The sequence below is a fragment of the Chitinophaga oryziterrae genome (assembly GCF_009758125.1).
Lineage (GTDB): Bacteria > Bacteroidota > Bacteroidia > Chitinophagales > Chitinophagaceae > Chitinophaga > Chitinophaga oryziterrae.
Window position 1 is genome coordinate 250856 of sequence record NZ_WRXO01000009.1, and the last position, 19886, is coordinate 270741.

Here is a 19886-nt window from a genome sequence, read left to right on the forward strand (position 1 = left end):
AATGTTACCAATTAGGGTTTTGCTTCAACACTCCTCCCGATTTACTGATCTCTGACTGTGGAAACGGATAGTAATACATCTTATTCGCATCAAACACCCGGTTCTCTACATTAAAGACGGTATAATCACTATGCACGCCCTGTAAAGGAGCATTCAATGCCACAGCAGCATCTTTCCAGCGGATCAGGTCCCAGTAACGATGATCTTCAAATGCCAGCTCTATTCTACGCTCATGTTTTACGGCGGCGATAAAGTCTGTTGTAGTTGTCACGGCAGGCATATTAACCCCTGTACGGCTACGTACCATGTTAATCGCGGCACGGGCAGTAAGACCATAACCATTGTCATTATCCGGACCATATGCTTCATTCATCGCTTCTGCATATTCCAGTAATATCTCGCCATAACGGAATACGATCCAGGTATGTACAACTGTTTGTCCCTGTATCAGGTTTAATCCGTCATTCACGAATTTCTTCAGGTAATATCCCGTTCTGCTGCTGTTAGTATTAGCCATATCATCAGTACCACCAGCTGCTATGTTAATCGTACGCCCGTTCCAGGTACTGCCGTTAGTCACGACAGAATAACCCAGGCGGGGGTCCCTGTTAGCGTATGGATTAGCAGGATCAGGAGTACCGGTATATTCATAATCAGCTACCAGATTCTGCGAAGGAGTTACCCCGCTTTTACCGCCGGAAGTAGCAATAGGATAATTCGAAGTCTCGAATAAATTAGATGCAGGCTCGCGGATAGCATAGATCGTTTCATTGCTTGTCACCGGATTATTGAGTAAGAAGTAAGTCCGGTAGTTGGCATCCAGGCTATACAGCCCCAGTGCAATTACATCATGCACAGCTTCCGCCGCCTTCTGCCATTTGGTAACATCTCCACCCGGGTTATGCAAAGGGCTGGCAGCATATAACAACGCACGCGCTTTAATAGCCAGTGCCGCGCCTTTAGTAAAGCGGCCATCATAATTCGAAAAAGAAGAGGTTTTCCAGTTCAATTGTACGCTGTCTTTATAAGTATCCACTTCACTTACAATAAAGCTGATAATGCTGTCATAAGGAGTAGCAGGCAGGTTCGTATTATCAGATGTAGACAATACCTTCGTCACTAAAGGAACACCGCCATAACGCTTAGACAACTCAAAATAATACCAGGCACGCAGCATATGCGCTTCCCCTCTGAACCAGGCAATATTCTGCACATCATTATGATAATTTATTTTCTCAGAAGCAGAGATAGTATCCCTGCTGGTACCCAATATCGTTTTATACGCAACAGAGCGTTCCAGGAAGTAATTGGCCGCCCTGATACCCGCATAATAACTACTGTAATAGTTATCAGGATTAGTAGTCGCATTCCAGCTACCCTGATTAAAGAACAGGGAAAGAGATGCCGGAGCTGTTTGTTCCGCTTCATCTGTTGCAGCCGCAAACAGGTTACCATCCAGTGCAGTCAATCCATCCCTCATGTATACATACGGAGCATTCCCAAAAGAAAACAACGTGGCATAATTAGAGGCAATCGTTTCATCCGTTTGAGAAGTATCAATCCTGGTATCCAGGAAATCTTTCGAACAGGAAGATGCCAGGGCAACTATTATTGAAAGATAAATATATAGACGCATAGCTATTCTTTTTAATTATTTGAAACTAAGACTAAGCCCACTGGTATATGATTTCAGGGCAGGATAACCGGAAGGCGTTTCCGGGTCCAGGTTGTAATTTTTCAACAGGCTGCTCCAGGTAACAGGATTTGTAGCACTGACAAATATCCGGCACCTTGATAAACGCAACTTATTCAATACCCCTTCAGGCAAAGAATACCCCAGTTCAATATTGCGGACCCTTAAGAAATTATTCTTCTTCATCCAGAAAGTAGAGTTCCTGTAATTATTCGTATTCAGCTGAGTACCTAATCTTGGATAAGTGGCCGTATTCCTTGTATCTATTCCCTGATCGGGATAATAAGCCCATGCCCCATTAGCTATCGAATAGGCATTAGCGTTACTGATGAAAGCAATTGTTTGTGCAGATGAGTTGGTAAGATTATAATCCCCTCCTGCTGCTCCCTGGAAAAATACCTGGAAATCAAATCCTGCATAAGAAACGCCTGCATTAAATGAATAATACAAAGAAGGATAAGCAGGATTGCCAATTTTAGTAACATCATTCTGATCTATATAGCCGCTCTTGTCCAGGTCTTTATATTTCATATCTCCCGGTTGTACAGCACCAAATGCAGGCACAGGCAAACCGGCTTTTAATGTACCATCTGCATTAAAATCGCTCATCTGGTAAAAACCTTCTGCTACTAACCCCATAGGCGTACCTATTGCCAGTCCGGTCGTTTTACTGAAATCATTCACCGGTTTAACTTCTGCCTGGTAGTCTATTTTGTTTTTGCTATAAGATGCCATCGCTCCGATGTTGTATCCGAACCTGCCAATTTTATCATTAAAATCAGCGGACACCTCTAATCCTTTATTGGTCACTTTACCAACATTCTGATACATGAATGAAGTACCCAGTGTGGCCAGGTAAGTATTGTTATCATAAGTGATAATACCTCCACGTTTATCCATATATACATCGGCAGTGATATTCAATTTGTGGAAGAGGTCCGCGTCCACACCTACATCGTATTTAACGCTGTGTTCAGCAAAGATGCGGGGATTAGCGATATAAGAAGGGGCAATCCCGGCATTGCCGCTAAAGCTGTTGTTACCGGTATAAAAAGAGCCGTTACTTACGTAATACTGCTGGTAGAGATACCGGCCGGCATTAGAGGTTTCATTACCGCTTTTACCTACCGAGGCTCTTAGTTTAAGAAGATTTATAACAGAGTTATGTTGCAGGAATTTTTCGTTGGATAATATCCATGCAGCAGAAACAGCCGGATAAAAGCCCTTGTTATGTCCCGGGGCAAAATTATCAGATCCGCTGTAACCAAAGCCAAACGCCGCTACATAACGGTTATCAAAAACATAATGTACACGGCCGCTGAGATTCGTATAATGGTGATAGATATTATTCCCCGTATTGTAACCGGAGCCATTCAGTTCTCCATTCCAGTCCTCTATAAAATTGCTGGCAAAATAATTCACGGCAGCAGAGAAAGCATGTACACCAAAGGTATGATCATAACCGGCTGTAAGATTTGCCTGTTTCCAGTCGTACTGCCCAACAGGAGAAGTACCGCTGGCTACGATGTCTGTTGTTTTATCCGTCGTTGTCTGTGTGCCATTATAAAACCTGGCATAGGTAGCCTTTTTGCTGGCAGCGTTACGTGTCCAGGTATTAAATGAAACGGCTTCATTCAGATAAAGACCAGGGGTGATAAAATCGAACTTCTCTTTCAGGTTGAAGTTGGCCTGCAAGGTCCGGTCGTGGGTAGAAGCCCATCCCAATGCTCTTACAGAGGCTGCGGGATTATTAGGATAGACAGTGGTCCCCGACCAGTTACCACTTGCATCTTTTACATTGTAAATATTGGAAGGATATGAAGCCAGATTATTCCAAAGAGCCGGACCGTTAAAATTAGGATAACGTCTGTCTTCAATCCTTCCTCCCAGATCTACTTTCGCTTCAAAGATTTTAAAGAAGTTAAAATCGAGATTAGAGCGCAGATTAAATCGCTGGATCTGCGCATTGGAAGTAGATGCACTATTTGACACATTGTATAATCCCTGGTCCTTCATATAGTCCAGTATCACACCGTATTTAGCTGTTGAATCACCTCCGCTGAATATCAGGTTCGCATCTGTATAAGGTGTGCTTTTCTTCAGCACTTCATCAAACCAATCTACATTTATTCCTGTTCCGTTCTTATAAGCCGCTAACTGAGCATCTGAATATTTAGGCGACCACAGGTACTGATTCCCATTCACCGCATAATTATCATTACTCACTGCCTGGTTATACAAACGTGCATAATCATACGAACCTAAAGGCTTATCGATATTTATTGCCTGCTGGATACCACTTCTCACCTGGAACTGTATCGTAGGTTTGCTTTGCTGCCCTCGCTTAGTCACCACCCATAACACGCCATTCGCGCCTCTCATACCAAAAGTAGCTAAAGCCGCCGCATCCTTTAACACAGATATGGTGGCTATTTCAGAGGGAGATAAATACTGGAAGTAATCGGATGTAACCTGGAAGCCATCTACATAAATAACAAGGTTGTTATTATCATAAGTACCAATGCCTCTGGTTACCATCGAAGCGGCATCATAACCCGGTTCCCCGGAACCCTGCAACACGGTTAAACCTGGCAGGCGGCCATATAATGTATTGGTAATGTTGGCAGCAGGCGTTTTATAGAGATCTGCTCCGGTAACAGTAGAGATAGCAGAAGTAGAATCCTGCGCCATCGCTCCCTGGTACAGGAACATGGATATAATAAGTAATAATTTCCTACAAGTCATTTTCGAATATTTTTATATGAAGACTAATAGCCCGGATTCTGAATAAGCGTTCCTTTATTGATCTCCGTTTGCGGAAAAGGATTTAAGTATTGGCGGGGCGCCCAGAAGCCCTGGTACAATACGCCATCTTCATAATCCGTATTACCGGTTTGTTTACCGCCTGTCTGTGTATTAAACTTCAGCGTACGGATACCACCACCTATCAATCCATTGCCGATATCACTGCGTTTCCAGTGTTTGATATCATGCAGCCAGTAATTCTCATCAAAAAATTCCACGGCCCATTCCCGCTGGATAATCGTGCGTAACGCAGCCTGGTCTGTTTCAGTGATAGCAGGAAGTCCGGCGCGCTGATGGATCACATTCAGTTTTGTAAGCGCCTCGGCAGGCTGCCCCATTTCATTGTATGCCTCAGCAGCATTCAGGTAAAGCGCAGCCAGACGGAATATGGGAAACTCGAACCAGCCACGTGTACCTGCTTTATAATAAAACTTCACCGGGAAGGCACAGACATTCGACTGCCATTGAAAGAGCGTTTTATTACTCCAGTAATCATCATTAGGATTATTCCAGGTATCTATCTCCCAGGCTTTAAAAGATGCCTTAAAGCGGGGTTCCATATCCTGTATACGGGTAAGGTAGTCAGAAAACGCAGTAGACGAAGTAGGCCATACCTGGTTGGTACCATCTGCTTTATAGTAAAATTCCAGATAGTTAGTGGTAAGGCCATTCCCGTATGCCTGCCAGTTATGCATGTTGAAGAACGTATTCAGGTTACCGCTTTCAGATTTGAAAGCCAGCAGCACCTCTGCATTGGAAGGCGTGGAAGTAGCCGTACCATAGTCATCCAGCGGGTTACCGGTATTGATGATTTTAGCGCCTCCATTCAACTCTGCCTCTTTAATTCCTGCTTCCGCAGCCAAAGCTGCCTGCTGCCATCTGGCGGGATCGCTGTTGCCGAGGCAAATAAGCCCGTTGTTGGCCCCAAAATCCAGGTAAGGTGTTCCTGTGTTAAATAAAGGACGAGCGGCGTATAAGAGCGCTTTTGCCTTAATTGACAAAGCGGCTGCTTTTGTCATACGCCCGGTAAAGGTTGCCGGCCATTGAGAGGGTAATACCGCGGCTGCTGCATCACACCAGGAAGTAATAGAATCCAGTACTTCCTTCAGGGGCGCACGGGGAACGGAGAGGTCATCATTAACAGTTAAGCTTTTACTTAAAACAGGTACCCCGCCGTACATGATGAACATCTGTTCATACCGGTAAGCTACCAGCGCCTGCATTTCTGCCTTTACAATGGCTTTATCACTGCCGGACATATCCGTTACTTTATCGATGTTCTCTTTTACAAGATATGCCTGGCGGATAGCGGTAAAATTAAACGCATAGCCATCCATGTCCTCTATATTCCCACTGGCCGTCAGACCAGTAGAAGTGGCAATACCATTCCCCCATGTCCACGCAAAACCATAAGTCAGTGCGCCGGAAATATTATCTGTGATCATGGAGTTCCAGAACCCCTGATAAGGGATTCCCTGGCATAATGAGCGCTGGTAGGCATTGGCAATCGCGCTCTGTGCTTTTATAGTAGTAGAAAAAACAGAATCTGTGGTCGTACTGTTGGAGATAGGCAACTGCAGAAAGTCTTTCTGACAGGCTCCCATTACAAACAGCAGCAGTATATATACAATACGTTTCATCACGTTGGATTTACTTTGATTAGAACTGGATGTTTGTACCAAAATTGAATGTTTTGGTAAGGGGATAGATGTATCCCATACTGGACTTCCCATCGTCTGCCAGTTCGGGATCTATTCCTTTCATTACCTGCTTGCTCCAGGTGATCAGGTTATTCCCGTTGGCATATATGCGGATACCACTGATATGCGTTTTGGTGAGGAAACGACGGTTCTGTACAGAATAACCGATCTCAAGATTCTTTAAGCGCTTAAAGTCGTTCGACTTCAACCAGAAATCACTGAACAGGTTATTAGGACCAGATCCTGCGAAAGAGAATTCAGGATAAGTGATCTTCTCTCCTTTCGCATATTTCTCAGCGGTCCAGTGTCCATCATAATAAGGCTGAAATACTGCGCCTACATTCTTGGCATAAGGGGTACTCAGGATATATCCCGATTGAGGGAAAGATCCCTGCGCCGTACCAATGAACAAGGCTGATACGTCAAATCCTTTATAAGAAAATCCTACTGATAAATTAAAAGCAATACGGGGTAGATTGGAATAGCCAATAGGGACCTGATCTTTATTATCAATAATACCATCGCCATTGATATCTTTATATCGCACATCACCTAACCTTGCATTATTCCCGTTCGTATTATAAGGGCGATTATTCAACTCTTTCTGTGTATTGTAAAATCCATCTGTGACATATCCTTTGTACTGGCCAATGGAATACCCTGTCTGGTTCATCCAGGGATAAGCATAAGGTGGTTCTGCCATATACTCGATCTTATTTTTGGCATAAGAGAAGTTAGACTTCACAAAGTAACTCACCTTACCAATATTATCATTCCATCCTAACTCTATTTCATATCCCTGGTTAGTTACTCTTCCCAAATTGGATGGCGGTACGCTGGAAGAAGGTACACCATATGTAGCGGGTATTGTCTGTAAGGTTACCAGGATATTATTCCGCTTTTCCTTAAACAGGCTACCGGTAATGGACAATTTATCTTTGATAAACCTTAAATCAGCCGCCAGGTTGAGCTTCTTCGCTCTTTCCCACGTTATTTCCTGATTACCCAAAGCAGTTTCCGTAGCCCCACTATAATATGGGTTCGCACTGGAACCATTGCTGTTGCCGAAATAATAGCCATAGCCGCTATACGCCCATGAATTAGGCAGGTATAAGTACCGGCGGTTATTCATCTGATCGTTCCCTACTTCTCCATAAGAACCTCTCAGTTTAATCCAGGTAACCCACTTATTTTCAGGGAATAGTGGTTCTTTAGAGACTACCCAACCGGCAGATACCGCCGGAAAATAACCAAAACGTTTTGCCGGTGCAAAGTTCTCTGTTCCGTTCAATCCCATACTGAACTCCACCAAATAGCGCTCTTTAAAGTTGTAAGTAGCACGGCCTACTAATCCCATCAAACCGGACGGCGTATTAAAAGACATGCCATTTGCCGTATACTTCTGCGCATTACCCAATACCAGGGCAGAAACGTTGTGATTACCAAAACTATGCTGGTAATCTATAGATGCTTCTACGTATACTTTACGCCAGGCGCCGTTGCCCCAGTTATCAGAAGTACTGTTGGGACTCAGTTGCCCGCCTGTGAAAAGTATGTTAGCAGGGTTGGCAGGATCACGCATTGCTTTATATTGCGGAATACTTTTCTGCTCATAGAATCCTTTTGTATAGCTATCATCATAAGCAATTCTTGCGTTGGCATTTAATCCATCCGTGAGATAATCCATCTGGTGTTTTAACGTCACGGTACTGGTCAATGTAGTGAGATATTGCGTCACTACACTGGATGATAATAATGAAGTAAATGGAGATATACCACTCCCACCCTTTCCTACCAATGGGTTAATGCCATCGCCGGAAGTACCGATGAAACCATTTACCAGGTGCCCGTCTACGATACCGGGACCTACAAAAGGACTGCTTTCAAAAATCCCCTGGATAATGTTCTGATATCTGTCTCCTATATCATCAGGGCCATAGCCGCCGGAAGGAAATCTGGAAATGGATGATTGCCCTGCCAGGTTCACACTGATCTGGAAATTATGGAATACATCTATATCAAAATTAGAGCGGAAGTTATACCGGTGAAAGTCGGAGTTGGTATTCGCATCCCCATAACTGGTATTCGCTAAAATGCCCTGCTGATGATAATAACCCAATGACGTAAAGTATTTCACTTTAGATGAACCACCGGAAACATTCAGGTTATATTGTTGTTGCTTGCCTTGTCCGGCAAATGTTTCCTTAAAATAATTATGACTGGTATAATATAAAGCCGGACTGTTTTTCAGGGCATTCTTCTGATCAGCGGTTATGCTCATGGCATCCACTTCCTGCGTAGTATAATCACGGTTGTTCTTAAACTTCCAGAGTTCATCATCTGTAAACAACAGGTTATCAAAACTGGTATTACCCGCCGCCCTCGCGTTATACACGCCTTCATTCCTGAACAGCGCATATTCATAAGAGCCTAATATGGGTAATAAAGAAGTGGCCTTTGTATATCCTTCATTGGCAGAAAAACTAAACTTCGGGCGGTTTGTTTTTCCTCTTTTAGTGGTAACGATAATAACACCATTAGCGCCTCTTATACCGTATACCGCAGTAGCGGAAGCATCTTTTAATATGCTGATGCTTTCAATCTCGTTAGCGTCCATTGCATTTAATACAACATAAGGCTGTTCTGCCGGTTGCTGCACCCCGTCAATGACTATCAGCGGGTCTTGTCCGTTCAAGGTAGCGATCCCCCTGATGCGGATGGTAGCAGCATTCTGTCCGGGTTCCCCGCTGGATTGTATACCGCTGATACCAGCAGCACGGCCAATCAGCATATTCGTGATATTGGATACCGGCGTAGAAACCAGTTCTCCACCGGCAACGGTAGATATAGCCCCCGTTACCGTAGGTGCTTTCTGTTTTCCATATCCGACTACCACTACTTCTCCCAATGCTTTGTCTTCAGATTGCATCACTACATTAATCAATGTTTTACTACCAACATTAATTACCTGGTTCTTATAACCAATAAATGAAAATACCAGTGTAGCATTCTCTGGTACCACAAATGAATATTGTCCGTTTTCATCTGTAGTGGTAGCAGCCCTGGGATTATTTTTCACATAGATACTGACACCAGGCAAAGCGCCGGCACTGGACGTGACAGTCCCTTTCACAATACTACCCGGGGTCTGCGGGTATGCTATTTTACATAGAAGGGTCAGCAGGAGAAGTAGCGTGTACTTCATCCTATTACATAAGATTCGTGACATCATGCAGCAATACTTTAGTTGTTTAGAAAGCAATCCTTCCCCCTAAGCAAGAGATCTTAACTTTACATTAATGGTTTGTCTTAAAATCAAGGACTAATTGTCTTCCAACGGGAACGAGTAATCGATTACATAGCTTACAATAGGAATATTTTTCTATTAGGAGGAAAGTTATGTCATTACCCGGCTAGGCTATTTACGGTTTTTAACAGGCTATACTTATATTTTAACTTTTATTGTAAGGTTGACAATTAATATATGTAGTATAAAAAAACCGGGAGATGATCTCCCGGTTTAATATTTTATCTGATCACTCTGTCCAGTGTATATACACCACCTGCTTTTGTTTGCAGTGCATATATAAAGTGGTTGTCCGCTGTTGCAGGCTTCACGGGGGCCAGCTTTACATCAGCTCCACCCCTCACCCGCTGCGCTACACGCAGGAAGCAGGTACCTTCTTTTGTTGCGTGAATAGTTACACTGCTCAGCATACCTTCAGACCATTTCATATCTACGGTATAACCGCCTTCAGCCAGCAGTCCTTTTACTTCACCCGTAGCCCAGTTGTCCGGAATAGCCGGAAGGATCTGTAAAGTACCTGTCTGACTTTGCAGCAGCATCTGTGCAATACCAGAGGTACCGCCGAAATTGCCATCTATCTGGAAGGGCGGATGTGCACAGAACAGGTTAGCGTAAGTACCACCGCTGTTATGATAGTCCGTAGAGCCTTTACCCGTAAACGTTAGTAACTCGCGCAACAGTTTATGTGCATGGTTACCATCCAGTAATCTGGCCCAGGTATTGATTTTCCATGCTTTGCTCCATCCTGTACCACCATCTCCGCGGAGCTCTAACGTACGTTTGCAGGCAGCTGCCAGCTCCGGTGTAGTAAGCGGGGAAATCTGGTTACCAGGGAATAATGCAAAGAGATGAGAGATATGACGGTGTTCAGGGTCCTGTTCATCAAAATCTTTATACCACTCCTGCAGATTACCTTTTTTACCTATCTTAAACGGATACAGCTGATCATAAGCATGCTTTAATGTATCCCGATACGCCGCATCAACCCCTAATACTTCACTGGCATGTATCATATTCGAGAACAGGTCGCGGATAATGGACATATCCATGGTGCTGGCGACAGACACCGCATCCTTTTTACCGTCGGCGGTAACAAATATGTTTTCCGGAGAAGTAGAAGGAGATGTTATAAGATATCCGCTGCTATCTTTCACGAGAAAGTCGAGGCAAAAATCAGCCGCCGATTTCATTAAAGGGTAAGCAGTGTCCTTCAGGAATTTCTTATTCCCTGTAAACTGATAATGCTGCCACAGGAACTGGCATAACCAGTTACCTCCCATCGTCCAGTTGGCCCACATAGGGTCTCCTTTACCCAGATCCCCTACGGGATTTGACAAAGCCCATATATCTGTGTTATGATGTGCTACCCAGCCTCTGGCATGATAAAAGTTAGCAGCAGTATGTTTACCGGTAACGGATACTTCTTTTATCAACTGGTATAAAGGCTCCTGCATTTCCATCAGGTTCACTTCCTCTGCTGCCCAGTAGTTCATCTGTGTATTGATATTAATGGTATAGTTGGAACTCCAGGGAGCGCGTAATTCTTTGTTCCAAAGACCCTGTAAATTAGCCGGCGCATCTTTGGTACGGGAACAGGAGATCAGCAGATAACGTCCGTACTGGAAATACAATGATTCCAGGGAAGGGTCTTCGGCACCAGCGGTATACTTACGTAAACGCTCATCTGTTGGTACTTTCGACATATCAGCACCTGCCAGGTTAAACTGTACACGGTTATAAAAATGCTGGTAGTCTTTTATATGTCTCAAACGCAGATCATCAAAATTATGCAACGCTGCTTTTTTAAGAAAGCCGGTAGCCAGCGCAGTTTCATCTGCCCCATCGCTATCCGGACATCTGTCAAAACCATTGAAGCTGGTAGCAGCAGATAACAGTATTGTTACCTCAGTAGCATTGCCTACCGCAATACCGGCGGTATCGGTTTTTACAATGCCATCCTTTGCAATTGCCTTCATACGCAATTCGAAACGCATGCCTTTACAACTGCCGGCTTCTTCATATATAATAGGTTCCTTGTTATAGTTGGCATAACTGGGATCTACCTGTGAAGGCGCTTTGCCTTTCATTACCAGCTCTGTTTTACCGGATAACACGTTATGCGCCTTCAGTTGACTGCTTTCACTTATTACAAAGTTCAACTGTCCTTTTTTACTGGCTTTGAGGCGTATCACGATCACCTGATCAGGTGCAGAAATAAACATCTCCCGGGTGTATACCACACCTCCGCTGGTAAAGCGGGTGGTAGCCGTAGCGTTCGTAAGGTCCAGATCGCGGTAGTACTGCTCTGCCTTACCGGCCAGTTGCTGTCTGATATGAACATCTCCCAATGGCAGGAACGACTGCGAATAAACACCCTGCATTTTATGCAGCAGGCTGTCTGCCTTATGGTATTCCTGATGAGACAATGCGGTCCGGACCAGGGGCAGGTATTTCGCTGCATCCGGGTTTACATTGTTGTTGACAGGTCCTCCAGACCATAAAGTTGCATCATTCAACTGGATCAGTTCATCATTGACACCGCCAAATACCATGGCACCTAAACGGCCATTACCTAAAGGAAGGGCCTCTGTCCATTCCACAGCGGGTGTATTATACCAGAGTTTTACCTGCTGGGCCTGAACAGCAGTTCCCATAACGAAGAGTGGGAAAAAGAGAAATCTTAAACGCATGATTAAAATTATAATGGTCCTGAGCTAAAATTATCTATAATTAATTACGTTTTCACTATTTAATACGCCGACGCAAACGATTGCGGAAAAAATAATGCTAAACGTTTGGTTATCCCTTTAGCGGGTATTACATTTGCTTGATTGCATTATTTTGGATGGAATGTGTAGAATGCGTCTTAATCTCACTGATATCAATTATTTATCATAAATACATTGCTAAACTTTTTATGGACCTGAGTACCATAACGTGGAATTTTAGCACAAAGGTCGAATTCTTTCGACCTTTCTCTTTTTTAAACGGCATATATTGTATTTTAGACATTTAATTACAACCGCGTTAGTAAAAAGTGAACAAAAGAATACTATTGCTATTCCTGCTGGTTGTTTTACCAGCGCTACTGCTACAGGCTCAAACATCACAGTCGCAGTACCAGTTTACAAGGATAGATATCGCACAGGGACTTTCTGCCAATCAGGTAAACACCATCCTGAAAGACAGCCAGGGCTTCATGTGGTTTGGGACCATGTCTGGTCTTAACCGCTATGATGGCTATACATTTAAAGTATTCCGGCACGATACCCGCGACACTACTTCTCTTTCTGATAATTTCATTACCAGGCTCACCGAAGGCCCCGATGGACTGATCTGGGTTACCAACCGCTACGGGCAGAATATCTATAATCCCGCTACAGGGACTTTCGAACGGCATCCCGGTAAGATCATGAAACAATGGGGTATCCCCGGAGATTCCATCAATAATATTATGAAAGACAGCAGGGGGAATTTCTGGTTCATAGTGCCCGATTCAGGATTATACTGTTACTACCCCTCTGTTAAACATGCCACCCGTGTACCGCATGTGGAACATAACATCTATACTCCTTCTACGAATGCGATCGCCTGTATGGTGCAGGACAAAAATAAAACTATCTGGATACTGCATACTGACGGTATGCTGGATATGATGGATGAAACCTATCGACAGGTCTTCCCTTACAGCCATATGCCGGCACAACCCGGTAGCAGTCCGCTCCAGAATTATGAAATGATCGCTGATACAGATGGTGATCTCTGGATATTCAGTAATAGCGATGTACAGGGCGTTTACAGCTTTAATACCAAAAAGGGCTTTACACATTATGATCAGAATAGTAGTCCCCTAAAGCTGAACAATAATATAGTAAGAGGTGTAGTACAGGATAACCAGGGATTAATATGGGTAGGAACAGATCATGGTGGCGTGAATGTAATAGATAAAAAACATCAGAGCATTGAATACCTCGTCAACAATAGTGAAAATCCTAAGAGTCTGGGGCAAAATAGTATCAACGCCCTCTACAGGGATAACTCAGGTATAATATGGATAGGCACTTATAAAAGAGGACTTTCCTATTATCATGAGAACATCGTAAAATTCCCTCTCTTCCAGCACCAGGTATACGCTGCCAACAGCCTGCCCTACGACGATGTAAACCGTTTTGCAGAAGATGCCAGCCATAACCTGTGGATAGGCACCAATGGCGGTGGTCTTATTTATTACGACCGTACACACAATACATACAAACAATACCTGCATGATGCGGCTAATGCTAACAGTCCCAGCGGTAATGTAATTGTAAGTCTCTGGATAGATCATAATCAAAAACTGTGGATAGGTTCTTATTTCGGTGGATTGGATTGTTTTGACGGGCAACATTTCACACATTATCGCCACGATCCTGCTAACCCTTCCAGTTTGAGTGATAACAGTGTATGGGAGATCTTTGAAGATAGTAAACACCAATTATGGATAGGTACGCTTAGCGGCGGACTGGACCTGTTAAACCCTGCCACCGGTGTGTTCCAGCATTTTCAAAAAGGGCAGCCTAACTCTATCCGCTCTGCTTATATATCTGCATTACTGGAAGATAAACAGGGCAACCTTTGGATAGGCACTTCAGATGGAATTGATGTACGCGACCCTCAGGGGCGTTTCACTCACTATGATAGCGGTCCTGATAAGATCAGTAACCGGAACGTAATTTGTCTTTTTGAAGATAGCAGAGGGATGATCTGGATAGGCACTCATGAAGGGCTCAATCAATTTGACCCACACACGAAAAAGTTCCGCACCTTCCGCCGGGAGGACGGCCTGCCGGACAATACCGTATTGAACATCCTGGAAGATAATGATCATACTTTGTGGATGAGTACAGCCAATGGTCTGTCCAATCTCAATAAAAATACTTTTAAAAATTACGATGAATCAGATGGTCTGCAAGGCCGCGAGTTCAATGAAAATGCAGCCCTGAAAACCAGTAAAGGAGAATTGATTTTCGGAGGGGGAAATGGGTTCAACCTTTTCTATCCGCATAATATTGCGGTGAATCACAATGTTCCGCCGGTAGTATTCACCGATTTCCAGATCTTTAATAACAGTATGCAACCGGGAGAGATCATCAACGGAAGAAAACTGTTATCTCAATCTATCTCCACCACAAAAGAGATTACATTAAAATATAAAGAGAACGTCTTCTCTATTTCCTTTGCAGCGCTCAACTTCTTTCACCCCGAGAAGAACCGGTACATGTACATGCTGGAAGGGTTCAATCATGAATGGCTGACAACAGAAGGGCAGTTGCGTATGGCCACCTATACCAACCTGGACCCCGGTGATTATATTTTCCGCGTAAAGGCGTCCAATAATGATGGCATATGGACACAGCAACCGCTGGAACTCCATATTAAGATACTCCCTCCTTTCTGGAGAACACCGCTGGCATTCCTGATATATGTACTGTTGACCTTAGCAGCGCTATGGCTGGCAAGGAGACTGATCCTGGAACGTGAACGTTTACGTTCCCGTATTGAACAGGAAAGACAGGAAGCACAACGCATGCATGAACTGGATGCTTTAAAGATCCGCTTCTTTACGAATATCAGTCATGAGTTCCGTACACCCCTCAGTCTGATTATCACGCCCCTGGAAAAGATCATCAAAAAAGACCTTGAAAGCGGGTTACAGCAGCAACTGGTATTGGTACAACGTAATGCCCGCCGCCTGTTGAACCTGGTAAACCAGTTGCTGGACTTCCGTAAAATGGAAGTGCAGGAAATTAAGTTGTACCCTGTTCAGGGCGATATCGTGCCATTTATACAGGAACTGACAACCTCTTTCTCCGATCTTTCTGAAAAGAAACAGATTCACCTGGATTTTCACAGCAATGTGAGTACACTGTCCATGTCTTATGATCCGGATAAAATAGAGAAGATCATCTTTAATCTCTTAAGCAATGCCTTTAAGTTCACACCTGAACATGGTAATATATCAGTAGACCTTCAGTTGCAAAACCCAAAGCAACTGGCGATTATGGTGAAGGATAACGGGATAGGTATTCCTGAAGAAAAACAGGAAAGGATCTTTGAACGCTTCTTCCAGCATGATATTCCCGGTTCGCTGGTAAACCAGGGCAGTGGTATAGGCTTAAGTATCACCCGTGAATTCGTGAAATTACACGGGGGAAGTATCAGTGTAGACAGTACCCCGGGAATGGGTAGCTGTTTCACGATCTTATTACCTGTTGATAACCAGTTATTAGTAACGGATCCGATAAAGGCATCTATCATGGTAGCGAAACCGGCTCCGGCTCCAATACCCGTGTATACAGGTAAAAAACCAGTGGTTTTGCTGATAGAAGACAATGAGGATTTCCGCTTTTACCTGAAGGATAACCTGGGATTGTACTATCATATTATAGATGCGCCTAACGGTCTGGCCGGATGGAACATTTTGCAGAATACCATCCCTAACCTGGTAGTAAGTGATGTGAGTATGCCCGAAATGGACGGACTGGAACTTTGCCGCCGTATCCGTCAGCAACCCAGGATCGCCCACCTGCCGGTCATATTGCTTACCGCCCGTGCGGCCGAGGAAGATCAGCTGGAAGCGTTGGATAACGGCGCTACGGATTATATCACCAAGCCCTTTAACTTTGAGATGCTCCTGTCCCGTATCCGGAACATTATCACCCAGCAGATATCTCTTAAAAACACCTTTAAACAGCATATAGACGCTCATCCGGAAGAAATAGCGATCTCTTCCCAGGATGAAGTGTTTATTCAGAATGCCCTGCGCATTGTAGAAAAGAACATCTCCAATCCGGATTTCTCTGTAGAAGAGTTAAGCCGGGAATTACATATGAGCCGTGTATCGGCGTATAAGAAGCTGTTACAGTTAACCGGCAAGCCTCCCATTGAATTTATCCGTTCTATCCGTTTGAAACGGGCCGCACAGTTACTGGAAAAAAGCCAGATGACCATTGCAGAAGTAGCTTATGAGGTAGGATTTAACAATCCTAAGTACTTCTCAAAGTACTTTAAGCTGGAATACAAGGTGTTACCTTCTGCTTACAGGGGAAAAACTGAGTGATGCATGGTCATGCATGATTCATACGGGGTTCATGCTTAAACCATGCTTCAGGTATGAAGGAGACATGAAGGAGGTATGAATGAAGTATGGATCAACCCCTTCTTTCTGCTTTGTTTACCCTTTATTTATCTTTCAAAAGCTTTCAGATCCTTTTTTAAAAGACTAAAATCAATCTGGCAAAGGGTTTCCTATCTTTTCCTTTATCAAATGATCCCCCTTTCCTTATCAAATCCGTACTCTCCCTTAACATTTCGCCCCCTAATCAAATACATACCCTGACCCTGCGTCTTGGTGCAGTCGGTTACATTTGTCAGCACACGTTAAAACTAATATAATCCTGTAGAAAGGAACAATTCCATGTATATGAAGAAAAAGAGACTCTTCCCGCTTGTGTTTTTTACGCTATGCATACAATTTTGTTATGCGGACCATATAGAAAGACTGAAAGACGGTTTACTTATCAGGTTAGAAAGACCAGCAGCAGGCGGCACGAAACAAGTGAAACTGCAGGTGATATCAGACAGGATCATCCGGGTAACGGCCAGTGCAAATGACTCCATCTCAACAACTCCCAGTCTGATATCCATCGTTTCCGGTACCCCGGACATAAAATGGACATCAGACGAGAAAGACAATAAGGTAACATTAAAGACAAAGGAGCTGATGGCTACCGTGAACCTGACAACCGGGGAAGTGGTATTCATGGATAAAGCAGGAAATGTCATCTTACAGGAAAAGAAAGGTGGTGGTAAAACCTTTACTACTGAAAATATAGATGGCCATCCGCTATACCGCCTGCAACAGGTATTTGAATCACCCGCAGGAGAAGCCTTTTACGGACTGGGGCAACACCAGACCGGCCTGATGAACTATAAGGACCAGGATGTGGACCTTACACAGTTCAATTCTGTGGCCGTGGTACCTTTCCTGGTATCCAGTCATCATTACGGTCTGTTATGGGATAACTATTCCATCACCCGTTTTGGGGACGACCGCCCATATGAAGAGCTGGGCAAACTACTACTGTATAATAAAGAAGGGAAACCGGATGGCCTCACCGCTACCTATGCCCTGAGGAAAAAAACAGACAGCATCTTTTTACAGCGCAATGAGAATAAAATAGATTACGCCTTTATCCCTTCTCTTGCAAATATCCCCACGGGATATCCAATGGAAAAAGGGGTTATTACCTGGGAAGGAAGTATCTCTCCCCTGGCAGACGGGCTTCAAAAATTTTATATTTCGGCTTCCGGTTACATCAAAATCTGGGTGGATGGAGAATTAATGCTGGACAAGTGGAGAGAAGGGTGGAACCCGGGTCCTTCCGTTTTCCGGCATCAGCTTTATAAGGGTCATAAACACGCTGTTAAGATAGAATGGATACCAGAGTCCGACCAGGCCTTTATCTCCATAAAACAGCTCTCTCCTGCCCCGGAAACGCTGCAGAATAAGATAGCCTTTACATCCGAAGCCGGAGAAAAGATCGATTACTACTTTGTATATGGTAATAATACGGACGAAGTCATTGCCGGTTACCGTGAAATTACCGGAGCAGCTACTATCATCCCAAAATGGGCGCTGGGTTACTGGCAGAGCCGCGAGCGTTACAAAACACAACGTGAAGTAATCAGCACAGTGCAGGAGTTCCGGAAAAAGAACATTCCTATTGATAATATCGTGATGGACTGGTCGTACTGGAAACAGGACGCCTGGGGCAGTCAGGAATTTGATCCTGCCCGTTTCCCTGATGCAAAAGGAATGATCGATTCCCTGCACCGCATTTATCATACTCATTTCATGATCTCTGCATGGCCTAAGTTCTACAAAGGCATCGACAACTATAAATTACTGGATAATAAAGGATGGTTGTATAAACAGAATATTAAGGACGAACAAAGAGACTGGATAGGGCAAGGATATGTATCCACATTCTACGATGCCTTTAATCCGGATGCCCGTAAGATGTTCTGGAGTATGCTGAGCAAAGGTCTGTACAGTAAAGGCGTAGACGCCTGGTGGCTGGATGCGACAGAACCGGACATTTATTCCAACTCTACCATCGAACACCGTAAAGCACTGATGAACCCTACAGCATTAGGATCATCTACACAATATTTCAATCCCTATTCCTTAGAAAATGCCAAAGGCATTTATGAAGGACAGCGTAAAGAAAATCCTGATCAGCGCGTATTTATCTTAACACGTTCTGCTTTTGCCGGCATACAGCGTTATGCCGCAGCTACCTGGAGCGGAGACATTGCTTCCCGCTTCGATGAGCTGGCCAGACAGATACCTGCAGGGCTGAACTTCAGTTTATCCGGTTTACCGTACTGGACTACAGATATCGGAGGTTTTTATGTGGAGGACAAATACGATAAGCCTAATCCAAAGGGAGCCGACTTACAGGAATGGAGGGAGCTCAATACCCGCTGGTTCCAGTACGGGGCCTTTTGTCCATTGTTCCGTTCTCACGGGCAGTATCCTTACAGGGAGCCGTTTAATATTGCGCCTGAGAACAGCCCCGAATTCAAATCCATGCTGTATTACGATCAGCTCAGATATCGCTTAATGCCTTATATTTACTCCCTGGCGGGACAGGCATACCACAATGGTTATACGCTCATGCGTGGGCTCATTATGGATTTCGATAAGGATACTACCGTACAGCGTATCGGTGACCAGTTTATGTTTGGTCCTGCTTTGCTGGTAAACCCGGTATATACTTATAAAGCCCGCACCCGTAAACTATACCTTCCGGCTAATACCGGCTGGTACAACCTCTACAACGGGGAATACCAGGAAGGAGGCAAATACATTACCGCGGATGCTCCTTTAGACAGGATGCCTCTCTATGTAAAAGCAGGCAGTATCATCCCTTTCGGCCCGGCGTTGCAATATACTTCACAACTGCCAGCCGATACCATTACCCTATACGTATATACCGGTAGCAACGGAACATTTAATCTCTACGAAGATGAGGGGGTAAACTATAATTATGAAAAAGGCCAATTCAGCAATATCACCTTCACATATAATGAGGCAAACAAAACGTTGACAATAGGCAAACGGGAAGGCAGCTTCCCGGGCATGTTGCAGCAGCGTAGCTTCCGTGTGATAAAAGCAGGGAAAGAAAGCCCTGTGGCACTCAGTTTCAATAATAAAAACGGACAAATAATAAAATACAGTGGCAATGAACAAACACTTGTGATTAAATAACAGTAACACGTTACGAACCAAAATTTCACGTATCAAAAAACAAATTCCATCCCTTTAACAAACATT

7 protein-coding genes are annotated in these 19886 nt (G+C 44.1%); 2 read left to right on the plus strand and 5 right to left on the minus strand.

Annotation, left to right across the window (positions count from 1 at the left end):
• Nucleotides 1-4: 4 nt before the first annotated feature.
• The 5 genes from GO495_RS25465 to GO495_RS25485 all read right to left on the minus strand — a co-directional run bounded on the left by GO495_RS25465 (nt 5) and on the right by GO495_RS25485 (nt 12195).
• Nucleotides 5-1636: a RagB/SusD family nutrient uptake outer membrane protein gene (locus tag GO495_RS25465; RefSeq protein WP_157302771.1), complete on the minus strand. Its 1632-nt coding sequence runs from the start codon at nt 1634-1636 to the stop codon at nt 5-7.
• 15 nt (nt 1637-1651) lie between these two features.
• A complete protein-coding gene (locus tag GO495_RS25470; protein WP_157302772.1) occupies nt 1652-4438 on the minus strand; it encodes a SusC/RagA family TonB-linked outer membrane protein in 2787 nt (928 codons plus the stop codon).
• Between the two features lie 23 nt (nt 4439-4461).
• Complete coding sequence (locus tag GO495_RS25475) at nt 4462-6138, minus strand: RagB/SusD family nutrient uptake outer membrane protein (protein ID WP_170302726.1); 1677 nt, start codon at nt 6136-6138, stop codon at nt 4462-4464.
• A gap of 19 nt (nt 6139-6157) precedes the next feature.
• Nucleotides 6158-9403: a SusC/RagA family TonB-linked outer membrane protein gene (locus GO495_RS25480; RefSeq protein WP_157302774.1), complete on the minus strand. Its 3246-nt coding sequence runs from the start codon at nt 9401-9403 to the stop codon at nt 6158-6160.
• A 323-nt stretch (nt 9404-9726) separates the two neighbouring features.
• A complete protein-coding gene (locus GO495_RS25485) occupies nt 9727-12195 on the minus strand; it encodes a glycoside hydrolase family 95 protein (protein WP_157302775.1) in 2469 nt (822 codons plus the stop codon).
• 347 nt (nt 12196-12542) lie between these two features.
• Between GO495_RS25485 and GO495_RS25490 the strand changes: the two genes are divergently transcribed.
• On the plus strand, nt 12543-16604 hold the full coding sequence (locus GO495_RS25490; RefSeq protein WP_338075465.1) for a hybrid sensor histidine kinase/response regulator transcription factor: 4062 nt from the start codon (nt 12543-12545) through the stop codon (nt 16602-16604).
• A gap of 363 nt (nt 16605-16967) precedes the next feature.
• Nucleotides 16968-19820, plus strand: coding sequence for a glycoside hydrolase family 31 protein (locus GO495_RS25495; RefSeq protein ID WP_157302776.1), 2853 nt, complete (start codon nt 16968-16970; stop codon nt 19818-19820).
• Nucleotides 19821-19886 lie beyond the last annotated feature (66 nt).

Coding starts and splice junctions, on each gene's coding strand:
- GO495_RS25480 (WP_157302774.1), bottom strand. CDS start 9,403: ATGAAGTACACGCTACTTCTCCTGCTGACCCTTCTATGTAAAATAGCA.
- GO495_RS25485 (WP_157302775.1), bottom strand. CDS start 12,195: ATGCGTTTAAGATTTCTCTTTTTCCCACTCTTCGTTATGGGAACTGCT.
- GO495_RS25470 (WP_157302772.1), bottom strand. CDS start 4,438: ATGACTTGTAGGAAATTATTACTTATTATATCCATGTTCCTGTACCAG.
- GO495_RS25495 (WP_157302776.1), top strand. CDS start 16,968: ATGAAGAAAAAGAGACTCTTCCCGCTTGTGTTTTTTACGCTATGCATA.
- GO495_RS25465 (WP_157302771.1), bottom strand. CDS start 1,636: ATGCGTCTATATATTTATCTTTCAATAATAGTTGCCCTGGCATCTTCC.
- GO495_RS25475 (WP_170302726.1), bottom strand. CDS start 6,138: ATGAAACGTATTGTATATATACTGCTGCTGTTTGTAATGGGAGCCTGT.